The organism is Pseudoalteromonas rubra (genome assembly GCF_005887115.1).
In the GTDB taxonomy this organism is placed as follows: domain Bacteria; phylum Pseudomonadota; class Gammaproteobacteria; order Enterobacterales; family Alteromonadaceae; genus Pseudoalteromonas; species Pseudoalteromonas rubra_F.
The window spans coordinates 36,815-60,264 of sequence record NZ_PNCJ01000034.1 but is presented as its reverse complement, the minus strand read 5'-3'; the positions used below and the strand labels follow the sequence as shown (position 1 = coordinate 60,264).

22 protein-coding genes are annotated in these 23,450 nt (G+C 48.0%); 10 read left to right on the top strand and 12 right to left on the bottom strand.

Annotated features, from left to right (window positions below):
* Nucleotides 1-40 precede the first annotated feature (40 nt).
* The 6 genes from fliH to CWB98_RS18795 form a co-directional block, all read right to left on the bottom strand.
* Nucleotides 41-856, bottom strand: coding sequence for a flagellar assembly protein FliH (fliH, locus tag CWB98_RS18820; RefSeq protein ID WP_054015618.1), 816 nt, complete (start codon nt 854-856; stop codon nt 41-43).
* 3 nt (nt 857-859) lie between these two features.
* Nucleotides 860-1,900, bottom strand: coding sequence for a flagellar motor switch protein FliG (gene fliG / locus CWB98_RS18815; protein WP_054015617.1), 1,041 nt, complete (start codon nt 1,898-1,900; stop codon nt 860-862).
* Complete coding sequence (gene fliF / locus CWB98_RS18810; RefSeq protein ID WP_138546247.1) at nt 1,893-3,614, bottom strand: flagellar basal-body MS-ring/collar protein FliF; 1,722 nt, start codon at nt 3,612-3,614, stop codon at nt 1,893-1,895. Before fliF ends, fliG begins: the two co-directional genes overlap by 8 nt.
* A 20-nt stretch (nt 3,615-3,634) precedes the next feature.
* Nucleotides 3,635-3,976, bottom strand: coding sequence for a flagellar hook-basal body complex protein FliE (gene fliE / locus CWB98_RS18805; RefSeq protein ID WP_138546246.1), 342 nt, complete (start codon nt 3,974-3,976; stop codon nt 3,635-3,637).
* A gap of 231 nt (nt 3,977-4,207) precedes the next feature.
* Nucleotides 4,208-5,614, bottom strand: a complete 1,407-nt coding sequence (locus tag CWB98_RS18800) for a sigma-54-dependent transcriptional regulator (protein ID WP_138546245.1) — start codon at nt 5,612-5,614, stop codon at nt 4,208-4,210.
* Nucleotides 5,611-6,723, bottom strand: coding sequence for a sensor histidine kinase (locus tag CWB98_RS18795; protein ID WP_138546244.1), 1,113 nt, complete (start codon nt 6,721-6,723; stop codon nt 5,611-5,613). Before CWB98_RS18795 ends, CWB98_RS18800 begins: the two co-directional genes overlap by 4 nt.
* 183 nt (nt 6,724-6,906) lie before the next feature.
* Between CWB98_RS18795 and CWB98_RS18790 the strand changes: the two genes are divergently transcribed.
* Entirely contained in the window at nt 6,907-7,521 is a 615-nt protein-coding gene (locus tag CWB98_RS18790; RefSeq protein WP_138546243.1) for a DNA-3-methyladenine glycosylase I, read from the top strand.
* 149 nt (nt 7,522-7,670) lie between these two features.
* On the opposite strand, the gene CWB98_RS18785 is transcribed toward CWB98_RS18790, so the two are convergent.
* Together CWB98_RS18785 and CWB98_RS18780 are read right to left on the bottom strand one after the other, a co-directional pair.
* Nucleotides 7,671-9,113, bottom strand: a complete 1,443-nt coding sequence (locus tag CWB98_RS18785; RefSeq protein ID WP_138546242.1) for a sigma-54 dependent transcriptional regulator — start codon at nt 9,111-9,113, stop codon at nt 7,671-7,673.
* Nucleotides 9,114-9,462: 349 nt separating this feature from the next.
* On the bottom strand, nt 9,463-10,248 hold the full coding sequence (locus CWB98_RS18780) for a flagellin (protein ID WP_138546241.1): 786 nt from the start codon (nt 10,246-10,248) through the stop codon (nt 9,463-9,465).
* A gap of 224 nt (nt 10,249-10,472) precedes the next feature.
* Between CWB98_RS18780 and pseB the strand changes: the two genes are divergently transcribed.
* Genes pseB through CWB98_RS18765 form a run of 3 tightly spaced genes read left to right on the top strand, consistent with a single transcriptional unit; the run spans nt 10,473 to nt 13,824 of the window.
* Complete coding sequence (gene pseB / locus CWB98_RS18775; protein WP_138546240.1) at nt 10,473-11,474, top strand: UDP-N-acetylglucosamine 4,6-dehydratase (inverting); 1,002 nt, start codon at nt 10,473-10,475, stop codon at nt 11,472-11,474.
* A gap of 17 nt (nt 11,475-11,491) precedes the next feature.
* Nucleotides 11,492-12,682: a UDP-4-amino-4,6-dideoxy-N-acetyl-beta-L-altrosamine transaminase gene (gene pseC, locus CWB98_RS18770; protein ID WP_138546239.1), complete on the top strand. Its 1,191-nt coding sequence runs from the start codon at nt 11,492-11,494 to the stop codon at nt 12,680-12,682.
* 5 nt (nt 12,683-12,687) lie between these two features.
* A complete protein-coding gene (locus CWB98_RS18765) occupies nt 12,688-13,824 on the top strand; it encodes a Gfo/Idh/MocA family protein (protein ID WP_138546238.1) in 1,137 nt (378 codons plus the stop codon).
* 8 nt (nt 13,825-13,832) lie between these two features.
* On the opposite strand, the gene CWB98_RS18760 is transcribed toward CWB98_RS18765, so the two are convergent.
* The 4 genes from CWB98_RS18760 to pseI are packed head-to-tail and all read right to left on the bottom strand — an operon-like array spanning nt 13,833 to nt 18,226.
* The gene (locus tag CWB98_RS18760) at nt 13,833-15,350 is read right to left on the bottom strand and encodes a class I adenylate-forming enzyme family protein (protein WP_138546237.1); all 1,518 of its coding nucleotides are present in this window, start codon (nt 15,348-15,350) and stop codon (nt 13,833-13,835) included.
* Nucleotides 15,343-16,941, bottom strand: coding sequence for a pseudaminic acid biosynthesis protein PseG (locus tag CWB98_RS18755; protein ID WP_138546236.1), 1,599 nt, complete (start codon nt 16,939-16,941; stop codon nt 15,343-15,345). The genes CWB98_RS18760 and CWB98_RS18755 overlap by 8 nt, the downstream gene beginning before the upstream one ends.
* Entirely contained in the window at nt 16,938-17,189 is a 252-nt protein-coding gene (locus CWB98_RS18750) for a phosphopantetheine-binding protein (protein ID WP_046003928.1), read from the bottom strand. Before CWB98_RS18750 ends, CWB98_RS18755 begins: the two co-directional genes overlap by 4 nt.
* The gene (gene pseI / locus CWB98_RS18745; RefSeq protein WP_138546235.1) at nt 17,186-18,226 is read right to left on the bottom strand and encodes a pseudaminic acid synthase; all 1,041 of its coding nucleotides are present in this window, start codon (nt 18,224-18,226) and stop codon (nt 17,186-17,188) included. The genes CWB98_RS18750 and pseI overlap by 4 nt, the downstream gene beginning before the upstream one ends.
* Nucleotides 18,227-18,411: 185 nt before the next feature.
* On the opposite strand from pseI, the gene CWB98_RS18740 reads away from it, so the two are divergent.
* Genes CWB98_RS18740 through CWB98_RS18715 form a run of 6 tightly spaced genes read left to right on the top strand, consistent with a single transcriptional unit; the run spans nt 18,412 to nt 23,444 of the window.
* Complete coding sequence (locus CWB98_RS18740) at nt 18,412-19,137, top strand: cytidylyltransferase domain-containing protein (RefSeq protein ID WP_138546234.1); 726 nt, start codon at nt 18,412-18,414, stop codon at nt 19,135-19,137.
* An 8-nt stretch (nt 19,138-19,145) separates the two neighbouring features.
* Nucleotides 19,146-20,225: an FkbM family methyltransferase gene (locus CWB98_RS18735; RefSeq protein ID WP_138546233.1), complete on the top strand. Its 1,080-nt coding sequence runs from the start codon at nt 19,146-19,148 to the stop codon at nt 20,223-20,225.
* On the top strand, nt 20,222-21,184 hold the full coding sequence (locus tag CWB98_RS18730) for an NAD-dependent epimerase/dehydratase family protein (protein ID WP_138546232.1): 963 nt from the start codon (nt 20,222-20,224) through the stop codon (nt 21,182-21,184). Before CWB98_RS18735 ends, CWB98_RS18730 begins: the two co-directional genes overlap by 4 nt.
* Nucleotides 21,181-21,792: an SIS domain-containing protein gene (locus CWB98_RS18725; protein ID WP_138546231.1), complete on the top strand. Its 612-nt coding sequence runs from the start codon at nt 21,181-21,183 to the stop codon at nt 21,790-21,792. The genes CWB98_RS18730 and CWB98_RS18725 overlap by 4 nt, the downstream gene beginning before the upstream one ends.
* Nucleotides 21,785-22,774 carry a GDP-mannose 4,6-dehydratase gene (locus CWB98_RS18720; RefSeq protein ID WP_138546230.1) on the top strand — a complete coding sequence of 330 codons (990 nt, stop codon included), beginning with the start codon at nt 21,785-21,787 and terminating at the stop codon, nt 22,772-22,774. Before CWB98_RS18725 ends, CWB98_RS18720 begins: the two co-directional genes overlap by 8 nt.
* Nucleotides 22,752-23,444 (top strand): class I SAM-dependent methyltransferase, encoded by a 693-nt coding sequence (locus tag CWB98_RS18715; RefSeq protein ID WP_249364722.1) that lies wholly within the window; start codon nt 22,752-22,754, stop codon nt 23,442-23,444. Before CWB98_RS18720 ends, CWB98_RS18715 begins: the two co-directional genes overlap by 23 nt.
* Nucleotides 23,445-23,450 lie beyond the last annotated feature (6 nt).

The window sequence follows — 23,450 nt, the reverse complement described above, 5'->3', positions numbered from 1 at the left end:
GTGCGGCACCTCCGCCAGAGGTACCGTGTAATGGAAAATGTTAAGGGTCTACACCACTGTCTTGTAAAAAGCTACCAAGTACTTCACTGATGCGATTTTTCAGGCTCAAGTCGATGGATGAATCCGGTGTTCTGATGTGACAGCCACCCCGTTCAAGCGTTGGTTCGGGCACCAGCTGCCAGTGCTGCTCAGCAATGGTTTCTTCCCCATAGGCCTCTTTGACTAACGCCAGATCTTCAGGATGCAGATTAATTCGCATCTGAGTATCGTGCAGTGGCAGCGCATCTAACCCTTTCTTCAAGGCTTGCAGAATCAGCTCAGGACGGGTTTTAACTTGTTCGAATATGACTTGCTCTGCCAATAAATTGACTAGCTGCAGTAATTGTTTTTCAGCGGCTTCGTCAATTTGTCGCAACGGCTTTTGTGTCGCCTCCAATAACGCAGACAGCGATTGCAAGCGTTCTTCAATGAGTGGTTTTGACTCTTCAATACCCTGCTCTTTACCGAGTGTTACCCCTTCTTTATAACCTGCTTCTTTCCCTTCACTGACGCCTTTGTCAAAGCCTTCAATATACCCCTGCTCGTGACCTTGCTTCAGACCTTCTTCAAAGGCATCTTGTCTGATCTGTTCCAGTTCTTCCAGCGTGAGCATGGGCACTTCTTCTTCCTCAGGCTCAGGCGCAGTTTGTTGCGTCTTTTGCTGATAAAGCTCCTCAAGTGGTGTGCCCATTGCCGTGGAGCGCCCGGAATATTTACTTAAGTCTTCTTCTACATTAGGGATTGGCCAGTTTTCCAGTAACTCATCTAATGCTTCGGAGCTGACCGGTTTGCCACGATATAGCTTTTTTTCCGCCATGGTTTACAGGAACTCCTCACCGCCACCGCCGCCGAGCATAATTTCACCCGAATCAGCAAGACGTCGTGCCGTGGCCAGAATCTCTTTTTGCGCAGCTTCCACTTCACTGATCCGCACTGGCGGCATGGCTTCTAAATCATCCGCCATCATCTCAGCCGCACGTTTAGACATGTTCTTCATTATCTTGTCTTTCAGTGAATCGTCGGCGCCTTTGATGGCCTTCATCAGCACATCCTGTTGTACCTCACGCAGAATTGCCTGAATACCCCGATCTTCCACATCCATGAGGTTTTCAAAGACAAACATCAGATCCTGAATTTGCTGCGACATCTCTTCATCATGTTCACGGATAGAGTCCATCAGCTGACCTTCGATGTTGGTATCCAGGTAGTTCATGATATCCGCAGCGGCTTTCAGGCCACCCATCTTCGCAGCTTGCGCACCAGCTTGACCTGCGAACTGTTTCTCCATGATTTCATTCAGCTCTTGTAGTGCTGCTGGCTGTACTTCTTCGAGGTTAGCGATCCGCATTGTCAGATCAAGGCGCACTTTCTCAGGGAACTGAGAGAGGATTTCAGCAGATTGCTCTGGTTCAAGATAGGACAATACAATCGTCTGGATCTGAGGGTGCTCATTACGGATAATGTTCGCAACCTGCTTGGAATCCATCCATTTCAGAGAGTCCAAACCTTTAGCACCTGACCCCATGACAATCTGGTCGATCAGACTCGCAGCTTTATCTTCACCCAGTGCCGCAGTCAGCGCCTTCTTAATAAAGTCCTCAGACTGGAAGCCAATGGTACTGAAACTCTGAATTTGCTCGATAAACAGGTTGTGGACCGCACTGATTTTGGCCTGCGATAAGTCATCGAGTGCCGCCATTGCCATGCCCACTTTTTGCACCTGTTTAGGTTCAAGATGCTTCAGGATCTGGGCAGCATCTTCTTCCGTCAGGCTCAGTAGCAGGATGGCGGCCTTGTCGACCCCATCCAGTTTGTCTACATCAAACGCCGGCGGCAGTTGTTTTTGTTCTTCATCACTCATCTTCGGTTAACCATGCTTTGACTACTTGAGAAGACAGCTCTGGCTCATTGGCAACCAGTGCACGAACCGCTTTAAGCAAATCTTCATCACCATGTAAGTCTGGCAATTGTAATGTACCATCGGAAGAGAAGCCAACTGCTGATTCATCAAAGTCATTGTTTAACATATCTAAAGTGCTGTCACCAAGGTCTACCCCTGAGGTTAGTGCATCTTCATCATATTCTTCAAGCGTATCTTCCGGGTAAATCAGGCGTTTCAGCATAGGTCTCACGACCGCCAGAATCAGCACTATGATGACCAGCGCCCCCATTACCAGGCGGATGGTTTTCATGAACCATTCCTGCTCCCAAAGTGGCAAGTCGCCTTCTTCCAGGATATTTTCACGTACAAACGGTACGGTCACCACTTCCAGCGCGTCACCACGCTGCATATCAAAACCTACTCCCCCTTGGAGCAAGCGACGAATGTTATTCAGCTCTTCCTGAGAACGCGGCGTCATGACCATATTGCCTTCGGCATCTGGCTTATTCATGTAGTCCACAGCAACCGAGACACTGATGCGACGGATCACGCCGGTTTGTTGACGCTTATGTGAGATAGTGGTGTCCAGCTCGTAGTTACGCGTTGCTTCTTTGTGTACACGTGACGGGGTTGTGCCAGAGCCATTGCCTTGTCCTGCTACTTCAGGAATATTTGAGTTCACCGGAGGCTGGTTCGTTAGCGCACCAGGAATTCCCACCGCCAGGCCGCCCACATTGTTCTCTTCAAACGTGGTTTCACTGCGTACCGCTGGCAAATCCGGGTTAAAACGTTTCTGAGTTTCTTCTATCGCGCTGAAATCCATGGTCAGGTCAACCTGTGCGGTATACTTACCAAGGCCTACGACAGGGATCATAATACTGTCGATTTTTTCCAGGTATTCCTGTTCACGCTTACGTTCTATCTCATACTCTTTGCGAGAACGTGCTGCCAGAGAATCCTGAGAGCCAGAATTCAGCAAACGACCATTTTGATCTGTCACAGTAACGCGTGCTGGTGTTAGCCCCTGTACCGCAGAAGCAACGATATCAACAATGGAATCTACCTCTTCACTATCCAGTGTCCGGCCACGTTTAAGCGTTACGACAACAGTTGCAGACGGCTGTTTTTCGCGTCGAGCAAATACATTTTCTTTTGGAATAGCCAGCAGAACTTTAGCGCGGTTAATATCCTGCAGCTCTTCAATGGTCCGGGCCAGCTGTTGTTCACGGCTGTGCTTAAGGCGCTCACGTTCCAGACGCTGGCTCACACCAAAGCCCATATCCTGCATCAGAATATCAGTGCCACTGCTGGGTGCCTGGCTAAACCCATCACGGGCCATTCTCAGCTTGATGTCCTGATAATCAGATTCAGCCACCATGATGGTGTTGCCATCCAGGTCATACTCAATTTTCTGTGCATCGAGAAAGTCCAGCGTCTGAACCAGCTCTTCGGTAGGATATTGACCCAACGGACGCATATCCGGCTGACGTGCCCAGATAATGATAAAAATCGCAATTGCCAGACAGATGGCCAGTGCGATCACCAAAGTAATCTGGCGGAGCATATCAACACCGCTCAAAGCACTAAAGTAGCCCGATTTTTGCTCTTGTTGCGTCTCTGCTTCGCCACCTGCGCCGGGAACGGTTTGTCCATCAGCAAGTGCCAGATCGGTTGATTGATTAGTAGCCACGATTACTCTCCGCTAAACTCTGGTTATACTGGCATGCTCATGATGTCTTTATAAGCTTCTATCAACTTATTTCTGACATTCATTGTGGCATCAAAGGCCACCGATGCTTTGTTTCTGGCAATCATTGCTTCAGCCAGTGATACACTGCGATCACCCATTTCAACGGCGGTCACCTTTTCTTTGGCGTCGCGCTGCAATCCAGCTACGGTATTAAGTGCATCGCTGAGTAAGTCACCAAACTGGGCGCTTGACGTAGCAGCCGTTGCCTGAACTGGCAACTTATTCGGATCCTGTGGTCTTACGCGGCCGGCCTCTGAGGCCATTGCCTGCATTTCCTGATAAAGTCCGGTAGATTGAATTTTCATGGTCTGGCTCACTTTGTGAGTTATACATAACCATTAGAAAGCACAAAACGTGCCAAGTTAAATTTACTTAATTTTCAATTGCTTAAGCGACTTCTTGGAAGGTCAGTTTTTTGACAGCGGGGTAATTGTGCGTTCCTATCACTAAAAAGACTCCATTATCCGGACATATTAGATGCCCGGATAATGGGGTTGTATACCAATGTGCTTAATTAGGTGAATTTGGTAATCCACTCAGGCAGGGACAGGTAAACCCAGATCACGCATTCTGGCAAGCTTATATCGAAGCGTCCTGGGGCTGATCCCCAGCAACTCGGCTACATCCTTACGCTTGCCATTACACCGGGTCAGTGTGTCCAGAATGATTTGATGCTCTTTGTCCTGGAGCTCTTCTTTATAATTTAGCCCTTCTGCATCTTCATTGCTCACGTTGATGGCTATCTGATTAACCCTCTCGGCATCACTATGCACCGGAGCCTGATCGACAGGCTGCTGGAATGCAATTTCTGAGCGTGGTGAAAAGTTCTCAATAAAAACGTCGTCAGCAGTGATCTCTGTTCCCTGTTGCAAAATCAAGGCACGTTGTACCACATTGTCCAACTCTCTGACATTACCCGGCCAGCGATGACTGAGCAATTTATCCTGCGCGCACTGTGATAATACAGGTGTCAATTTACCAGATTTGTCGCAGTGGCGCTGTAACAGATGTTCAGCAAGCGGGACAATATCCCCACCGCGCTCAGCAAGAGGAAGCCAGGTCAAAGGAAAGACATTCAAACGATAGTAGAGATCTTCTCTGAATACGCCATCATTGACGGCTTCTTTGAGATCTCGGTTACTGGTCGCCAAAACTCTGACATCCAGTTCAATGGTCTTTCTGCCACCCAGACGTTCGACTTCTCTCTCCTGCAGTACCCGCAACAATTTAGCTTGTAGGCCCAGATCCATTTCGGTGATCTCATCAAGGAGAATAGTGCCCTTTTGTGCTTGCTCAAACTTACCCGGGCAAGCTGCAATGGCGCCAGTAAACGCCCCTTTTTCGTAGCCAAACAATGTTGCTTCCAGCATATTCTCAGGGATAGCGGCACAGTTAATTGCCACAAAAGGCTGCTCTGCACGATCCGAGCGGTCGTGAATATAGCGCGCGAGCACTTCTTTACCTGAACCGCTTGGGCCCAGTACCATCACACTGGCATCTGAGCGCGCGACTTTTTTGGCTAACTCAAGGAGCTCAAGGCTCTTACTGTCAGCAACCACCGGACCTTCAGTTTCTTTCTCTTTCTCCGGCATATAACGGCTGACCATATTCAGTAACACCTCAGGTGCAAATGGCTTGGCCATATAATCAATGGCACCCAAGCGCATGGCTTCTACCGCGTCATCTATCGTGGCATAGGCGGTCATCATCAGCACTGGTAGCTCAGGGTAATTGAGTTTCACCGTTCTGAGCAGATCCAAGCCACTCATAGCCCCCATTTGTACATCGCTGACCAACAAGGAAAATACCTGCTCTTTTAGCAATATGACTGCCTGCTCAGCGCTATCTGCTTCGACGCACTCAAACCCCGACATTTCAAGGGTATCTATTAGTGCTTCACGCAACCCGGCATCGTCTTCTACAACCAGAATTTTGTTGCTCATACGGCCTCCTGTAATGATGAATGTTCGCTGGAAATAGGCAGTAACATGCTAAAGCATGCTCCTCCGCTTGCATTATTGTTGACGTCAACCCGGCCTTTATGAGAATGGGCGACGGAGTTCACAACGGCTAGCCCAAGGCCAGTGCCCTGAGATTTAGTTGTATAAAAGGGTTCAAATAATTTGCTTGCCTGACTTAAGTCAACACCAGGGCCATTATCAGAAACACTGATACGCACAGTGTCCGTGCCAGGCTCACGCTTAGCGCAAATCTCTATTTTGGCACCCGCACCGATATGTTGAACACTGTTGTGGATCAGGTTTTGGATTGCACTAGCCAGCGCAGTTTTATTACCCAGTATTTCAATGTCAGGCTCAGGGAGTTCAACAGCTAACTGTGCTTTGTGTAGCAACACCATAGCATCAGCCCCCGCTTTGACTTCACTCAACAACTGCTGCATTGAAACACGTTCAATCACCTGTTGCTCGCCACTTTTTGCGAACAACAACATATCATTGACCTGATTTTCAAGGTCTTTCAGACGAGACATCAGTTTTGTGTGAAATTTATCTCGAGACTGGGCAGGTAACTTACTACTACCCAAGTTGGCACCATACAGCATGGCCGCAGACAAAGGCGTGCGCACCTGATGAGCCAAAGAGGCCACCATCTTACCCAGTGCACTCAGGCGCTGCATATGTGCAACCCGTGCCTGCAGACGTCTGGTTTCTGTTAAATCAGTCATCAGGATCAACTGACCGGGTTCCGGTGTTAGTGCTGTAATATCCAACTTGATAAGGCGTCCATCTTTAAGGGAAACTTCATGACCATCATCCTGTTGTGGACTAAAAGAGCGCTGGATAATATTGAACCACTTTTCGCCTTCCAGTGGTTCGCCCAGCATATCGATTGCTATCTGGTTAGCTTTGGCTATCATGCCCTGACCATCCAAGACCACCACACCCGCAGGCATGGTATCAACCAGGTGACCCAACCAGCTGGCCTGCTGGCGCAGATCGCTCAGCTCACCCATATACGCTTCTTGCAGCAAACAAGGGTTGTACTGAGTTGTCGGCACAAATTGTGGATTAATCACTTTTGCTAATGCCATGATATTGCTCTCTTAAACCTAGATACTCAATAAAAGCAATTGACATGCCAACTTTATTTTCCTTTTAATTCATTAAATTACATACAACCAAGTCCATTCAAAAGTTTGACACTGGTTATTTGTACAGCTATTCATTATGCGCTACACTGAAACCAACCTAACATCAACATTAAGGACAATATCATGACCACACGCTGTCACTGGGTGGATTTAAGTAAGCCTGATTATGTCGCCTATCACGATGAGGAATGGGGAAAACCCGTACTGGAAGACACTAAGCTGTTTGAGTTTATTACACTGGAATCGGCACAGGCCGGTTTGAGCTGGTACACCATTTTGAAAAAGCGCGACAACTACCGGGCGGCGTTTCATCAATTTGACCCACATAAGGTCGCGGCAATGACTGAAGAGGACGTCATTAAATTGATGGATAACACAGGGATCATTCGTAACAAGCTAAAAATCCAGGCAACAATCAACAACGCCAAGCGGTTTATTGAGATACAACGAGAATTTGGTAGTTTTGCTTACTACCAGTGGCAGTTTGTTGATTTTAAGCCGATCGTAAGCACGATCCATAGTCCTGAAGATTACCAGGCAACCACAGAGATAAGCACACAATTTGCGAAAGATTTAAAAAAGCGTGGCTTCAAGTTTCTTGGACCTACCACAGTTTATGCCCATATGCAGGCCTGCGGCATGGTCAATGATCATCACGAGGAGTGCTTTTGTAAGGCACCTATTATAGAGGCATACCAGCAGTTGGATATTAAAACGAAGCTGAGTACCCAAAAGTAAAGTACATCAATACGCCTTAATTAGAGACGTCATAAGCCAGGTGACTTTTATTTTCCGCCAAAGCCACCATTGCAGAAAGACTGGTTCCCTTTTCTGGACATAAAAAACGGCGCATTTATGCGCCGTTTTTCAGTGTTATACGATTAGAGCTAGTCGCGATTCAGGTTGTATTTTTTCATTTTTTCGACCAGCGTTGTGCGGCGTACGCCCAATATCTCTGCAGCTCTGGCGACCACATAATCATAGCGCTCAAGTGCCTGGGTGATAAGGCTAATTTCCATCTCAGCCAGGTATTCTTTAAGCTCTATCCCTTCATCTGGTAATAATCCCAGGCCTGTTTCTGCACTGCCCTGTTCGAGTGTTTCGTCTTCATCTTCAAAATCGCTGAATCCGTCACTGAACAACTCGTTGAAGACATCTTTTTCGAGTAGTTCTTCAGGATACTCTGGCTCATAGGCTTCGACGTCGATATAGCGGTACTTACCAGGCAGATCTGTCACATCCACTACTTTTTCAGGGAACATAATGGCCATCCGTTCTACCAGATTAGCCAGCTCGCGAATGTTGCCTGGCCAGCCATGTGCCTTGAGACTTTCAATTGCGCGATCGGTAAATTTGACCGAACTACCACCCTGCTCACTTACGCGGCGTAGCAGCTCTTTTAACAATAATGGAATGTCGTCAGCGCGCTCTCGCAGTGACGGGTTCTCGATGGGGAACACATTTAGGCGATAGAACAAATCCTCACGGAATTTGCCCTCTTCTATCATGATTTCCAGGTTGCGGTGTGTCGCTGCGATCACACGGACATCAGCCTGAATTGGCTTGGTCCCACCCACGCGCTCATAGCTACGCTCCTGCAAAACACGCAACAGCTTAACCTGCATTTGCAGGGGCATATCACCAATTTCATCAAGAAAGAGTGTGCCGCCTTGTGCCAGCTCAAAGCGGCCTTTACGCGCAGAAATTGCCCCGGTAAAGGCCCCTTTCTCATGTCCGAAGAGCTCACTCTCAAGCAACTCACCGGGAATAGCACCACAATTGACCGGAACAAACGGACCATTATTTCGGTTAGAGAGCAAGTGTACATTGCGCGCAACGACTTCTTTGCCGGTTCCTGACTCGCCAAGGATCAGAACGTTAGCGTCTGTCTTTGCAACCTGAGAGATCAAAAAGCGCACTTCTTTAACAGCTTTAGTATCCCCGACCAGACCATCAAACGATTTGGCATCGTTTAGCTGAGTCGATTTCCCGGGTAGCATGCGCAGGTATTGCTGGCAGTCGTGTAACAATTGCATTGTCACTTCCTGACCAAAAGGCTCAGTAATGAGGCCTATGACGTTGGCCAGAGCTAGTAGCGGTCTTAACGTTTCCCCAATCAACAGGAATGGGACGGCGGGCAAAGACTTAATAAACGCCTCATGCTCTAATTGCGACAAAGCCCCCAAGATGACCACAGGCTCCTGCAGATTGCTTAACAGCTCTGGAGTAAAATCAGACTCCGCAACTACCTGAGCTGGCTGACCAACAAAGCCCAATGCCGCTGCCAGTCCAGATGCTCTGTTATTATTGTTATCGAGGATCGTAATCATGCCCGCAAGATCCAACTTCTTTGTTTATATCAATAGTATTGATTGTAAGTCAGTGACATGGGGATGCAATACCTAAGTGGCAAGTTTTTGACATCAACGCCAAAAAAACGCCACAGCCTATGCGCTAAATCAATACTTAAGGATTAAAATGTAGAAAAATCAGAAGTGTGTACTTTTTAAGGGGACGTGTGTGCAAACACACTGGATGACTTTTTCACTGTAGATATAAGCCGCTTTGACTAAGGTTGATAGCAGCATACTTGGCCATCACCCTCTAGAGAATCTCTAATTAAGAAAGCCAGCGGTTCAGCGCTGGCTTTCTTCAAATACTCGTAAAAACAAAATGTATTTACAGCAAGCCTAACACGGACGAAGCCGACTGATTAGCCTGGCCACGCAATGCAATCGAGGCCTGAGATAAGATGTCATTGGCCGTTTGTTCAGCTACGGCACTGGCATAGTCGGTATCTTGGATCCTGCTTTGACTTTCCGCGATACGGTCTCGTTGCGTACCCAGACCACGTATGGTGCTGTTTAGAGTATTTTCAAACGCCCCTAGCTGCGTTCTTTGCGTATTCAGCGATTCCGACACCTGATCGGCCGCGTCAATGGCAGTTTGAGCACCCGCCTGCGTTGAAATATCAACACTTAGTATTGGGTTTGCAAAGCTACCGTCCGATGCGGTAAAACCTTGTGTGGTATTCGCGTCGGGCCCAACTTGGAAGCTGGTTTGATTACCATCAAACAGCGCCTGTCCACCAAAGGTCGTATTCTGGAACGTGTCCGTTATCTGTGACTGCAATTGAGTCACCTCTTCTTGCAGAGCCTGCCTGTCACTGTCCGTTAGCGCGCCGCTTCCTGCCTGAAGTGATAATTCGCGGATCCGCGACACAGCATCATTAACTCCAGACAAAGCTGACTCTGTCGTTTGTGAGTATGAAATGCCGTCATACGCATTTCGGATGGATTGGTTATATCCTTCCTGTTGCGATGCAAGACGGTTGATAATCTGCAGTGCAGCCGCGTCATCTGCTGCCGAGTTGACCTTTTTACCGCTGGCAAGTTGTTGATTCAACTTGTTGTTGGTTTGGTCAACCTGATTAAAAAAACTATTACTTTGAGATTTGATCTGCATAACGCCTCCCCATCAGGTGTTATATATAACCAGTCTACTCCTTTGTGTTCAAAAAGTCATCTATTGTGAGAAATTGAATACTACACTAGGTATATTTACTGCAAAAACTCAATAACTGATATAAAGTGTTGAGTAATCACTTTTTTATCTTTAGTTATGCACTTTCTTGCAGTCATACCTTTTTCTATACTGTAAAGAATTCAATGCACCTTTAGGTTGGCTTTATGTTTGATAACAAAACTATTCTCATCACAGGCGGAACTGGCTCTTTCGGAAAAAAGTACGTCAACACTCTATTGACTCGTTATAAGCCAAAGAAAATCATTGTGTTTTCTCGTGATGAGCTTAAACAGTTTGAGATGCAACAGGTATTCAACGCTCCCTGTATGCGTTACTTTATCGGTGACGTTCGGGACAAAAGCCGCCTCTACCGTGCCATGCAAGGCGTCGATTATGTGATTCATGCCGCAGCACTAAAACAAGTACCGGCTGCTGAATATAACCCCATGGAATGCATCAAGACCAATATCAATGGGGCCGAAAACGTGATCGAGGCAGCACTGGACAATAACGTCGAGAAGGTCATTGCATTATCCACAGATAAAGCCGCCAACCCAATAAACCTTTACGGTGCAACCAAGCTGGCTTCCGACAAACTGTTTGTTGCAGCAAATAATATCGCAGGCGGCCATAAAACCTTATTCTCTGTCGTGCGGTATGGTAACGTTGTATGCTCTCGAGGCTCGGTTGTCCCTGTATTTCAACGTTTTATCGATGAAGGCTGCAACCATATCCCTATTACCCATGCCGATATGACCCGTTTCTGGATCAGCCTCCAGCAGGGCGTCGACTTCGTACTCAAAAATTTTGAACGTATGCTAGGCGGGGAAATTTTTGTTCCCAAGATACCATCAATACGCATTACGGATTTAGCAACTGCGATGGCCCCCCAATTGCCACACAAAATCATCGGTATACGCCCGGGCGAAAAGCTACATGAAGTGATGTGCCCGGAAGATTTGTGTTTTGACACTTTTGAATTTGATGACCATTTTGTAATTGCGCCCGGCATAAAATTCAGTAGCCGGAGCAACGACTTTGATGTCAATGCACTTGGAGAAAAAGGTCATCCCGTTGCGCCGGGCTTCGAATATAACTCACTGAGCAATCCCGAGTACCTGTCTGTGGAGCAGATTCGGGCCTTTAATGCTCAGGCATTAGCTTAAGTTGCCCGGAGGATAAGATGATCCCGTATGGCAAGCAGAGTATCGCACAACAAGATATAGATGCTGTTGTAGCGGTATTGCAGTCTGATTTTCTGACTCAGGGTCCGGTCGTACCGCAATTTGAACAGGCCGTCGCACAATACTGTCAGGCAGCACATGCTGTGGCAGTGAATAGCGCAACATCTGCTTTGCACATTGCCTGTATGGCACTGGATGTCACAGCGGATAGTTTGGTCTGGACGGTACCAAATTCTTTCGTGGCTTCATCAAATTGCGCCTTGTATTGTGGCGCTTCAGTAGATTTTATAGACATTGATGCCGCAACAGGTAACGTGTGTATCAGTGCTCTGCAAGACAAACTGAAACGCGCCCAGGCAATCGATAAACTACCCAATGTAATTATCCCCGTCCACTTTGCTGGGCAGTCTTGCGATATGGCAGCTATCGCAAAGCTCGCCAACCAATATGGCTTTAAAATCATCGAAGATGCGTCCCATGCCATTGGCGGGCGCTATCAGGATAAGCCTGTTGGCCACTGTGACTATTCAGATATTTGTGTATTCAGCTTTCACCCGGTTAAAATTATTACCTCGGCCGAAGGCGGGATGGCTGTGACGCAAAATGAGCAACTTGCACAACGCATGCGCTCACTACGCAGCCACGGTATCACGGCGGATCCCTCTTTACTAACTGAGCCAAGCCATGGCCCCTGGTATTATCAGCAACAAGCGCTGGGATTCAACTATCGCATGACGGACCTGCATGCTGCGCTGGGTCTGAGTCAGTTAGCACAACTTGACCAGTTTGTTGCTACTCGCAACAAGCTTGCACAACACTATGATGCCTTGTTTGCAAAAGTTGAAGGGGTCACTCCGTTATGCCAATCCGATAACCAATACAGTGCTTATCATTTGTATGTAGTGAGAGTTGCACATAGCACTGAACAATTGCATGAGTATCTTGTTACTCAGTTACGAGCGCAAGGGGTATTTGCTCATGTGCACTATATTCCTATTTATTTGCAGCCTTATTATCAACAATTAGGATTCGAGCCCGGCTATTGCCCATCTAGCGAAGCCTATTATCACAGTGCGATTACTTTGCCACTGTTTCCGTCTTTAACGACAGCGCAACAGCAACATGTCGTCGATACCCTTTGCCAGCTGCTCAGCGCTTGGCAAAAAACTCACTCTGCACTGAAGGAGTAGCAGCCATGACAACCAAGCCCTTACACCTTGCTTTTATCGGCGGAGGCGTGAATTCGGCCGTCGGCTACGTGCACTTTAGTGCTGCACAACTGGATAATCGTTTCAAAGTGGTGGCTGGTGCCTTCAGTCGTGATCGGGATACCAATACAGCGACCGCACAACAATGGGGTATCGCCTCTGAGCGCACCTACAGTGACTGGCACACGCTTATCGAACAGGAAAAAGACCAGATAGACGCGGTGGTGGTTCTCACCCCTACCCCTCATCACTTAGATGTACTGACAGCACTACTGAATGAAAATATTCCGATCATTTGCGAAAAGTCTTTGGTCTGTGGAACCGCTGAGACACAAGCCTTGGCCAAAGTGTATGACCCGGCGACACACTTCCTGGCGGTGACTTACAACTACAGTGGCTATGCTATGGTCCGTGAACTCAAACACATTATTACTCAGGGTAAGCTAGGCCAGATCCAAAAAATTCATCTGGAAATGCCGCAGGAAGGCTTTAAACGTCCGCCGGATATTGCCGGTAAACCTGCTAAGCCGCAGGCGTGGCGACTGCAGGATTACCAGGTGCCGACTATCTGCCTTGATTTGGGCGTGCATTTACATCACTTGTCGAGTTATTTACTAGAGCGGGAGCCAACAGAGACCTGCGCCCAGTTTGCTAATCACTCTGACTATCCGGGATTGATTGACGATGTGCAAATGCTGCTTAAATACCCTGACGGGATAAACGGCAGCATGTGGATGTCAAAAACCGCCATCGGTCATCGTAATGGCTTGCAAATCAGAGTATATGGTACGGCCGGCAGTGCTACCTGGGTACAGCTCAACCCTGACGAGCTACAACTGCAATTTAGTGACGGCAGAAGGGAGATACTGGACCGCGCAGGTCAGTGCCAGTACGCCCACCAGTTTCGTTACAACCGTATGAAGCCAGGACACCCAACCGGATTTGTCGAAGCGTTTGCGAACTTGTACACAGATATTCATCAGGGTCTGACGGCCTATCAGGCAGGTATCGCGCCCAAAAATGAATATGTATTTGGCTTTGCTCAGGCTCAGGCAGGGCTCGCGTTGTTTGAAGCGGCGGTCACTTCTAGTGAACAACACGGGTGGTGTCAGGTTTCTTCCTGACACTCCTTTCACGCATCTGAGTAACGCATTTTTACGTCGTTTCGCAGCACTTTGCCCATTGGGTTTCTGGGAAGTGCACTGAGGCACTCAAGCACACGTGGTTGCTGGTAGTCCGTCAGCTCTGCCAAACACAGCAACCGCAGCTCGCGGCTAATATCCAAATCTCCCAGCTGCTCATAAACCACTTTGATATATTCGCCCAGCTGCCTGTCTGCGCAACCAAAAGCAACACAATCAATGACTTTGGGGTGCTTCTTAATGACAGCCTCAATATCCTGGGGAAAGATATTGATGCCCCCGCTGGAGATCACCTCTTTTTTACGTCCGACGTAATACAAAAAGCCGTCTTCATCCAGATATCCCAAGTCGCCCGTAAGAAAATACCCTTCAGAGTCATAAGCATCTTGCGTCTGCTGCAGCATTTTCAAATAGCCACTGAACCCGGTTGTCGTCTGACAGGCAATCTCACCCACTTCACCGACATCCAAAGTACGCCTTTCTTTATCCAAGATTTTAACCTGAACAAAAGGCAAAGCCGCGCCGACAGCACCATTTTTATCGCGTCGTTCGCTGACACAAAAATCACTAACTACGCCCACTTCAGAGGCGCCATAACATTCATGCAAGCGACAAGGTAGCTTTTTTAGCAACGCCTGTTTAGATTCTCCGGCGAGCACTGCAGACGACGACACCACACAGCGCAGCGAGCTCAGGTCCATTTCTTCGTCACTGCTGAGCAAGCTTTCTAATTGAGCTGATACGGCAAATAAAAAACTGACTTGATGCGTTTTGATGGCTTCCAGCCATTTGGGCAAAGTAAATTTGGGCAGGATCACACTGGTTGCCCCCAGCATCAGCGGCATCAACACTCCGCGCTGGGCCAGCGAATGATAAAGCGGTGTAGCAACCAGCACGACCTCATCCGAAGTTAATCCGTAATAGCGAATAGTGGCGTCAAACGCACGACTGATTTTACATTGCTGGCTCAGCACGATGGGTTTAGGCTGACCGGTTGAACCGGATGTCATAGTGAGTATAAAAGGCGCGTTAATATCCACCTGTGGCTCAGGGATATTTATCGCCTGTGCGGGCAACTCCTCTGACATAATATCCTGCCAGCACGGCTCATCAGCCACAGGTTGTGAGAGGCTGAGCAGGTTAGCTGGCTCTATGACTGCATCTGCCAACAGCGTTCGCCCGATAGAAGGCCAGGCTATTACCGCTGCAACGGGGGTTTTCTTTAACGCCACCGACAGCGCATCGCCCTTCAGGCTGATGGGTAGCGGCACAATGGCAAGGCCGAGGCGTGCCGCTGCAAGCATCACAATCGGGTATTCCAGGCCGTTCGGCGCAAATAAGGCTACCCGCTGACCAGGCTGTAACCCTAAGCGGTAAAAATGGGTACACAGCTTCAATACTTTGGTATTCAGCGCCTGATAACTCACTGTGTGTTGCTCAAACACCAAAGCGACCTTATCTGGCTGAGACTGCACATGCTGCGCAAAAATTTGATAGATATTACTCACAGTCTGTCCTCATTGGGTATTTGGCGACAAAGTTAAAGTCCTGGTGGCTGGCACCAGGAAAGAGCTGCTGCACAGCTTTATAACCGGGCTCACCTTCTGCCAGGGCCACAAAGCCCGCCCGCTCATTGAGCAGGTTCACAAATCGATTTTGTTTGTTGATCACCGCCACCCAGACGGCATCAGGGAAAGCCTCAGCGGTGAGTGTCAGCTGCCACTGCAAAATGAGCTGAGCATGGACAAAGTTAACCGCGTCACTGGCTGCAAACCAACCACCAAACAGATAGGCCTGTCCATCTATTGTGGTACATTGGTGCCAGACATAGAGTAGCGGTTCATCGTCCTGCAACAGCACAAATGAGTCGCGTGTTTGCCGGAACCACCAGCGATAATGATCTACTTCATTAATTCGCTCGGTAATGGTCATACGCCAGGCGTTATCACTGCGGTTACGGGCACTGAGATAACGGTTGATATGCATATCTGTCACCGGCAGCAATCGCAAGTTACCCGCCAGTGTCCAGCCGATGGGTGGCTGTTCATTGACGTCGCTGAGTGCGCTCAACCCTGCACCGGTTCCATTTAACAATGCAGCGGCAATACGCTGCGCGCCTAGCCCGTCCACCTTAATCGCCGCTTGTGTACAAAGTTGTTGCACACGTTTGCGCTCATTGTACAAAGTTGTAATTAGCTCGGTCACTTTGTGCGTATCTTGCGCCAGCAAGTCGGGAATATGTAGGTAATGCCCCAGCGCTTCCAGATCGGCCAATGCATTATCCTGGTTGGATGCCAGGCTAAAGCTCAGCGCTGGCGTGTGTGTCGCGGCCAGTTCGTACAAAGATGTGCCCAGCGCGCCGACAAAAAAGCCACAGCGCTGATAGAGGCTAACCAAACTGGTTGCCTGTTCAATCAAAACTAAGCGGCTGTGTTGCGCAGCCAGTGTATATAGCAGCTCGGTGTTCGTGGCTTTGGGCCCTATCACCACCTGTATCGGCGTACTTTCCAGTCCGGCGGGCGGCGAATCAAGCAGGCGGGAAACCCATTGCGCAGGCACATGCCAGTCTCCGCCTCCGCCCAGTGAAAATAACAGCCCGCCATCGCGCACGTCAGCTATTGGTTGGCTGTACTCGGGTGCCAGAATACAATAATCGGGGCCCAATAAGGTTTGGCTGTGCTGAGCAAGTTTGCCATCGTAACGTACAGCAGTTTGTGCCCCCTGCCATTTGGCATCTACCACCAGGTCGGCCACATGCGTCCGGGCTAAATCATCCATGGCCAACAAGGGCGCCCCGGTTTGCCGAATTAGTTGTTCCCATGGCACGTCAAAACCATAACCATCGACCACCCAGCGGCTGGCGGTTTCTCCTCGCTGTGCAAGGGCATCCAGGGCAAAGCGGGCATCACTGACGGTATCTGGTTGTTGCGGCACTTCGACTAACTCGATGTCCAGATCGCCATAAAAACGCGCTGGCACGGTATCCGCATCCACCAGCATCATCACCCGTTGTTGCTGCTCGAGCAACGCTTTAGCCAGCCACTTCATACGCATAAAGTGACCCAGGCCACAGCGCGTGTCTACACGAATGGCTATCATGCCAGCGCCACTATGGCATCCGCAAAACGCCCCACTTGTGCATTGCGCGTATCCAGCAGCAGTTCGGGTGGGACTGACAAGCCAAAATGCGCTTCGATGTGCATAATCATCGACAACACCTCAAAGGAGTCCAGCACACCGGCGGCGATAAAATCGAAAGACTCAAAATCAGCCTCGCTGACCACCACTGCACGAGCTTCAAAGAACTCCTTTAGCAGAGCCAGTACCGCGTCGCGTTGTACACTCATAGCAAGTCCCCCCAGCTTAGTTGCATGCCACGCAGTAGCGCCTTGTTGACTGTACGGCCAATAACATCCGGTAAGGATTTGGGCATAATTTCTCCGCCACCAGGGCGCATCTGTGCAACATGCTCTGGCGTGATCTGCTCTCCCGCTTTGATATCTTTGACGATATACACACAGCGGCGGGCTTTCGACGCCTCGCTTGGATAATGAACCCGCCCCATTGCCAGCTCAATTTGCCGAACGCCATGCACTAAAGCAGCCAGGTCATCCGGCGTCATTGAGAAGAAACTGTCTGCGGTGTTATCCTCTTTGCTCATCACAAAATGCTTTTCAATCATACAGGCACCGACCGCCACTGAAGCCAGCGGAACATCATTTCCCAGCGTATGATCAGACAACCCAACAGGACAACCAAATGCCTCTCGCATATGCGGTATGGTGCGCAGGTTAATACTGTCGGCCGGAGCAGGATAGGTGCTGGTACATTTCATCAGGCAAAGCTCTTTAACTCCCGCTTCCTCGGCCACTTTCACCGCCTCGGCAATCTCTACCAGAGTAGCGCCGCCCGTTGACATGATCACCGGCTTGTTGGTGGCTGCCACATCACGGATAAGTTGATGATCAATCAGTTCTGGTGAGGCAATTTTATAGGCCGGCGCATTCAGTTGAGCCAGCAGGTCGACTGCGGTTTTATCAAACGGTGAAGAAAAGCAGGTGATACCAATTTTTTCAGCTAACTCAAACAGCTCAGCATGAAAATCCCAGGGCATATAGGCCCCTTTGTAGAGGTCATACAAATATTGACCCTGCCAGGGGCCAGTTGCCTCAAAATGCGGCAGCTTGCAGTCCATAGTTAAGGTGTCTGCAGTGTAGGTTTGTAGCTTTATGGCATTCGCACCGGCTTCTTTTGCGGCATACACCAGCTCTTTGGCCTTACTTAATGATTGGCCATGATTAGCAGACATCTCTGCGATGATGTAGCAAGGTTGGTCATGGCCGACTTGGTCACCTGCTATGGTAATCTGTTTCTGAAAATTCACTGTGCGCCTTCTTGTTTTACACTGGCATCTCTATCAAATTAAGCAAAAAGTGCGCCCTTTTTGAAAAAATGAGTAAACATTGTCCAAAGTCAATAGGTTCGCGCGCTTCACCGCCACTTTGTCTCTGTCTTTGAGTGTAATCATTTGCTATATTGATCTCAATTACAATGATAACAATGACTTCAATGAATAAAGTTCAGATCATTATTCAGGCAAGAATGACCTCAACCCGTTTGCCCGGCAAAGTAATGCTGCCTTTGTGTGATAGTACTGTTTTACAAGTCGTACTTGATCGCCTTTCCCAGCTACGCCCCTACATCATAGTGGCAACAACAAACGATGGTAGCGAGCAACCAATCATTGAGCTTTGCGATAAGCTCGATGTAAAAACCTATCGAGGTGATACTGATGATGTCTTGTCTAGATACTATGAAGCGGCTAAGTTTCATGGCGCAGACAAAAATACCACTATAGTTCGCATCACAAGCGATTGCCCTTTAATAGATAACGAGCTTTGTCTAAAAGTAATTGAAAAACATCTTGAAAAACAATTTGACATTGTCAATCTGGGACCTCATAGCGGCTACCCCAGAGGGCTGGATTGCTGTGCATTTTCGTTTAAATTATTAGAGCATACTCAAAAACTTGCTACTTCAAAAGAAGACAGAGAGCATGTTACTTTGGGTATGGCGAAGTTTTTATCTGTGTCTACATATTCATTTGCTGAAGGGGAATCACTTAGCCACTGGCGGTTAACGCTCGACGAGCTTGATGACTATAAAGCGATTAAAGCTATCTATTCCGAATTCGCAAACAAGTTAGAGTTCTCATACAGTGAACTAAAAAAAATGCTAAAGGAAAAACCGGAACTGACCGATATTAATAGCCATGTAGACCAAAAAGTCGTTTAGGAGCTGAGGTGGAATATATTATTTATGGGGCTGGAGGAAACGGTAGAGTTATTCATGACGCTATAATTGAAAACGGCGATCAAGTGCTCTTTTTCCTCGACCTTTATACATCTGAAAAGTTTTACCGAGATACACCAATCTACAAGCCCGAAGAAATATCACCAAGCGATGATACTGTGCTAGTTTCAATCTCTTGTTTTAGTCAACAGGTTAAATCTCAGCTGGTAGAAAAAGGCTACAATAAGTGCTTAAATCTCAATGAGGTTATGACAGAGTATAGCTATATATTCGATGCTTTCTTCGATCTATCCACAAAGAAAACCCTCATCAACAGTGAAAAAGAAGATTCAGACAAACTTGACTGGCTGGAATCGAAGTTAACTTCCGAACAAAGTAAGCAATGCCTTAGGAAAATACGACAATTCAGGCGTAATCCCAGTAACGCAACGTATTTAGAAAATGACTTTCGAACACAGTATTTTCCAACAGAGCTGCTCGAAAAAGGCCTAGTAAAGACTCCGCTTAGAATGGTCGATTGTGGGGCATTTAGCGGTGATACTTTGCAACTTGCTACTGAAGTGACAAGAAATCATGATATAGAGTTTGACTCCATTGTCTGTTTCGAACCTGATGTCAATAACTTTGAGAAGCTTCAGGCAAGAATTAAGCAAAGTAACGCTCACTATCCGCGCACCATTACTCTACTGTCAGGGGTATGGTCAGAAAGCACGACTCTTCATTTCAGTTCACAAGGAGATCAGAGCAAAGTATGCGACGCGTCAGCCTCTAACACTAATATGATGACAGTTTCAAAAATCGATGATGTATGCTACGGAATAAAGCCCAATTTTATCAAAATGGATGTTGAAGGTGCCGAAATCGAAGCTTTAAAAGGTTCATCAAAGATCATTGCTGACTTCCAACCCAACTTGGCTATATCGGTGTACCATCATCCAGAGCACCTCTGGCAAATTGCCGAGCTAATTGAGCAGCTCCACCAAGACTACTCATTTCACCTATATGCTCATGGCGATTTCTGCAATGAAATCGTGCTATATGCCATCGCCAAACAAAGTAACCCATTATGAGAAAAAAAACAGTGTCAGAAAAATCAATTCTAGTGACCGGTGCCACCGGGTATAAGGGCACGGTATTAGTACCCAAGCTGCTCGCCAAAGGCTATCAGGTTATCGCGCTGGACACCCAGTGGTTTGGTAATTTCCTGCCTGAACATGAAAACCTGACCGTGATAAAAGGTGATGTGCGCCACACCTCAGACATTGAGCTTGACGGTGTAGATAGCATCATTCATCTGGCCTCGATTGCCAATGATCCCTGCGGTGACCTCGATCCTAAACTGACCTGGGAAGTCAGTGCACTGGCCACAATGCAACTGGCTGACAAAGCCAAACGCGCCGGTATCAAACAATTCATCTATGCTTCCTCGGGCAGTGTTTACGGCGTCAAAGATGAAGCCCAGGTCACTGAAGACTTAACCTTGGAACCCATCTCAGAATATAACAAAACCAAGATGGTCGCCGAGCGTGTATTGCTGAGCTATACCGATGATATGGCCGTACAAATTGTCCGTCCTGCAACAGTTTGTGGCTTATCTCCCCGTCAACGCCTGGATGTATCCGTCAATATGTTGACGATGCAGGCCCTTGAGAATGGCAAGATCACCGTATTTGGTGGTGCCCAGGTACGACCAAACATCCACATCGACGATATCACAGACCTGTACATTTATATGCTGGAACACCCAGAAAAAACCAGCGGTGTTTTCAATGCCGGATTTGAGAATATCTCCATTATGGACATTGCCAACATGGTCAAAGCTCAGATTGACTGTGAGATTGAAGTGACACCATCAAACGACCCGAGATGTTATCGCATCAACTCAGATAAACTGCTGGCGACGGGCTTTAAGCCGACTAAGAATGTCGCAACGGCAATTGAAGAATTGATTGCTGCCTATCGCGCAGGTCAGTTAAAAAATGAAGATCGCTTCTACAACCTTAAATGGATGCAGCGAGAAGTATTATGAGTAAGCAACAAGGCATCGTCGCCCCTATCCCACGTCGGGATCCCATTGTCGCCCTGACCGAAGACTATATCCACACGTTGAGTCGGGTGCTGACGCAACTAGATGGTAATGCTGTCAAGCAGCTAGTCAGCACTTTGCTGGACATGAAAGCCAAAGGCGGTACCTTGTATTTGTGCGGCAACGGAGGGTCAGCCGCTAATGCGATCCACCTTGCAAACGACTTTACATTTGGTGTTCACCCTGAGGGTAATGCGCTGAAAGTGGAAGCACTGGCAGCAAACAGTTCAGTGTTGACCTGTCTTGGCAATGACATCGGCTACGACAACATTTTTGCTCACCAGCTCAAGGTTAAAGCATCAGCACTGGATGTGCTGCTGGTGCTATCTGGCAGTGGCAATTCAGGCAACATCATCCGTGCCATTGAGCAAGCCCAGGCTTTGGGTATGCATACTGTCGGAATTCTTGGATTTGATGGCGGTAAAGCCAAACCATTGCTCGACCAGGCATTTCATTTTGCGATTCAGGACATGCAGATCTCTGAAGATACCCAGGTGGTGATCGGACACATTCTAATGAAAGCCCTTTTTCAGGAGCTCAACCATGGCTAATGCGCCAATCCTTGTACTCGGTAGTAACTCCTTTTCGGGCGCGTCTTTTTGCGCCCATTTACTAAAACAAGAACATTCAGTACTGGCTGTCAGTCGTTCAGCAGAACCACACACCGCTCTGCTGCCCTACAAATGGCAGGCTAACCAGCCTGATTTTCATCAGCTCGATCTGAACCACCAGTTGGACGATATTATGGCGCTGATCAAGCGCCATAAAGTCAGTACTGTCTATAACTTTGCAGCGCAGAGCATGGTGGGACAAAGCTGGCAATATCCGGAACACTGGTTTATGACCAATGCGGTTTCAACCATAAAGCTTCATAATCAGCTAAAAGACTTGGATCATCTGGACAAATACGTACATATCTCCACACCTGAAGTGTACGGGAGCTGCGAAGGTCTGGTGAAAGAGCATCGTAACTACCAGCCCAGCACCCCTTATGCGGTGTCGCGTGCTGCGGCAGACATGAGCTTGCATACCTTTTTTGATGTCTACCAATTCCCAGTATTATTTACCCGCGCAGCAAATGTGTATGGTGAAGGTCAGCAACTGTATCGCATCATCCCCAGAACCATTTTGTTTGCGCTGCTCGGTAAGGTATTACCTCTGCATGGCGGTGGTCATTCAACCCGCTCGTTTATCCACATTGATGACGTATCAGACGCGACGCTGAGGATTGGTACTCAAGGCACATTGGGTGAGACGTATCATATCTCTACCGAACGCATGATCACCATTCGCGCCTTGGTTGAGCTGATCTGCGATATGCTGCAAGTACCTTTTGAACAAGTCTGTGCTGTCACTGAGGATCGCCTCGGCAAAGACGCAGCATACCTGCTTGACAGCAACAAAGTCCGCTCAGAACTCCACTGGCAGGATCAAGTCTCGTTGGAAAACGGCCTGGAGCGCACCATCGCCTGGGTCAAACAGTACCAGAGCGAGCTAAGCACATTACCCCATGACTACATTCATAAAGCGTGAGATCCCCATGTTAGGACAAGAAATCGACCTACTAAAAAATTATCCCAAGTCCAAGCGCGATACTAAGGGCCGTGCCAACGTGATCACCGAAGCAGATCGCGAAATTGCCAGACAATATGGCAAAGACTTTTTTGATGGTGACCGTACCTATGGTTACGGTGGCTTTAGTTACTTCCCGCGTTTTTGGCAGCCTGTTGTACCGGATCTCAAGGCGCATTTCGGCCTCAATGAAAGTTCTAGCCTGCTGGATGTGGGATGTGCAAAAGGCTTTATGCTGTACGACCTGCAGCAGATGATCCCGGGTATGACATTACGTGGACTGGATATTTCTCAATATGCCCTGGAAAATGCCAAAGCAGAAGTCAAAGAACTACTGACTTTAGGCAATGCCAAAACGCTGCCCTATGAAGACAACAGCTTTGATGTGGTGATGTCAATCAACACCATTCACAACCTGGAAGAAAAGGAATGTGCCATGGCACTGCGTGAAATCGAGCGCGTCAGTCGTGGCAAATCTTTTATTACCGTCGATGCCTACCGTAACGATGAAGAAAAGGAACGCATGATGGAGTGGGCACTGACAGCTAAGACCATTATGCATGTGGATGACTGGAAACAGTTTTTCCGAGATAACGGTTACACTGGCGATTTTTATTGGTTTATCCCGTAGGCGTAT

Coding starts and splice junctions, on each gene's coding strand:
- CWB98_RS18800 (WP_138546245.1), bottom strand. CDS start 5,614: ATGAGCAACAAAATTCTGGTTGTAGAAGACGATGCCGGGTTGCGTGAA.
- CWB98_RS18755 (WP_138546236.1), bottom strand. CDS start 16,941: ATGATAGCCATTCGTGTAGACACGCGCTGTGGCCTGGGTCACTTTATG.
- CWB98_RS18765 (WP_138546238.1), top strand. CDS start 12,688: ATGACAACCAAGCCCTTACACCTTGCTTTTATCGGCGGAGGCGTGAAT.
- CWB98_RS18730 (WP_138546232.1), top strand. CDS start 20,222: ATGAGAAAAAAAACAGTGTCAGAAAAATCAATTCTAGTGACCGGTGCC.
- fliE (WP_138546246.1), bottom strand. CDS start 3,976: ATGAAAATTCAATCTACCGGACTTTATCAGGAAATGCAGGCAATGGCC.
- CWB98_RS18725 (WP_138546231.1), top strand. CDS start 21,181: ATGAGTAAGCAACAAGGCATCGTCGCCCCTATCCCACGTCGGGATCCC.
- CWB98_RS18780 (WP_138546241.1), bottom strand. CDS start 10,248: ATGCAGATCAAATCTCAAAGTAATAGTTTTTTTAATCAGGTTGACCAA.
- pseC (WP_138546239.1), top strand. CDS start 11,492: ATGATCCCGTATGGCAAGCAGAGTATCGCACAACAAGATATAGATGCT.
- CWB98_RS18785 (WP_138546242.1), bottom strand. CDS start 9,113: ATGATTACGATCCTCGATAACAATAATAACAGAGCATCTGGACTGGCA.
- CWB98_RS18790 (WP_138546243.1), top strand. CDS start 6,907: ATGACCACACGCTGTCACTGGGTGGATTTAAGTAAGCCTGATTATGTC.
- CWB98_RS18750 (WP_046003928.1), bottom strand. CDS start 17,189: ATGAGTGTACAACGCGACGCGGTACTGGCTCTGCTAAAGGAGTTCTTT.
- CWB98_RS18795 (WP_138546244.1), bottom strand. CDS start 6,723: ATGGCATTAGCAAAAGTGATTAATCCACAATTTGTGCCGACAACTCAG.
- pseB (WP_138546240.1), top strand. CDS start 10,473: ATGTTTGATAACAAAACTATTCTCATCACAGGCGGAACTGGCTCTTTC.
- fliG (WP_054015617.1), bottom strand. CDS start 1,900: ATGAGTGATGAAGAACAAAAACAACTGCCGCCGGCGTTTGATGTAGAC.
- fliH (WP_054015618.1), bottom strand. CDS start 856: ATGGCGGAAAAAAAGCTATATCGTGGCAAACCGGTCAGCTCCGAAGCA.
- CWB98_RS18715 (WP_249364722.1), top strand. CDS start 22,752: ATGACTACATTCATAAAGCGTGAGATCCCCATGTTAGGACAAGAAATC.
- CWB98_RS18720 (WP_138546230.1), top strand. CDS start 21,785: ATGGCTAATGCGCCAATCCTTGTACTCGGTAGTAACTCCTTTTCGGGC.
- CWB98_RS18740 (WP_138546234.1), top strand. CDS start 18,412: ATGAATAAAGTTCAGATCATTATTCAGGCAAGAATGACCTCAACCCGT.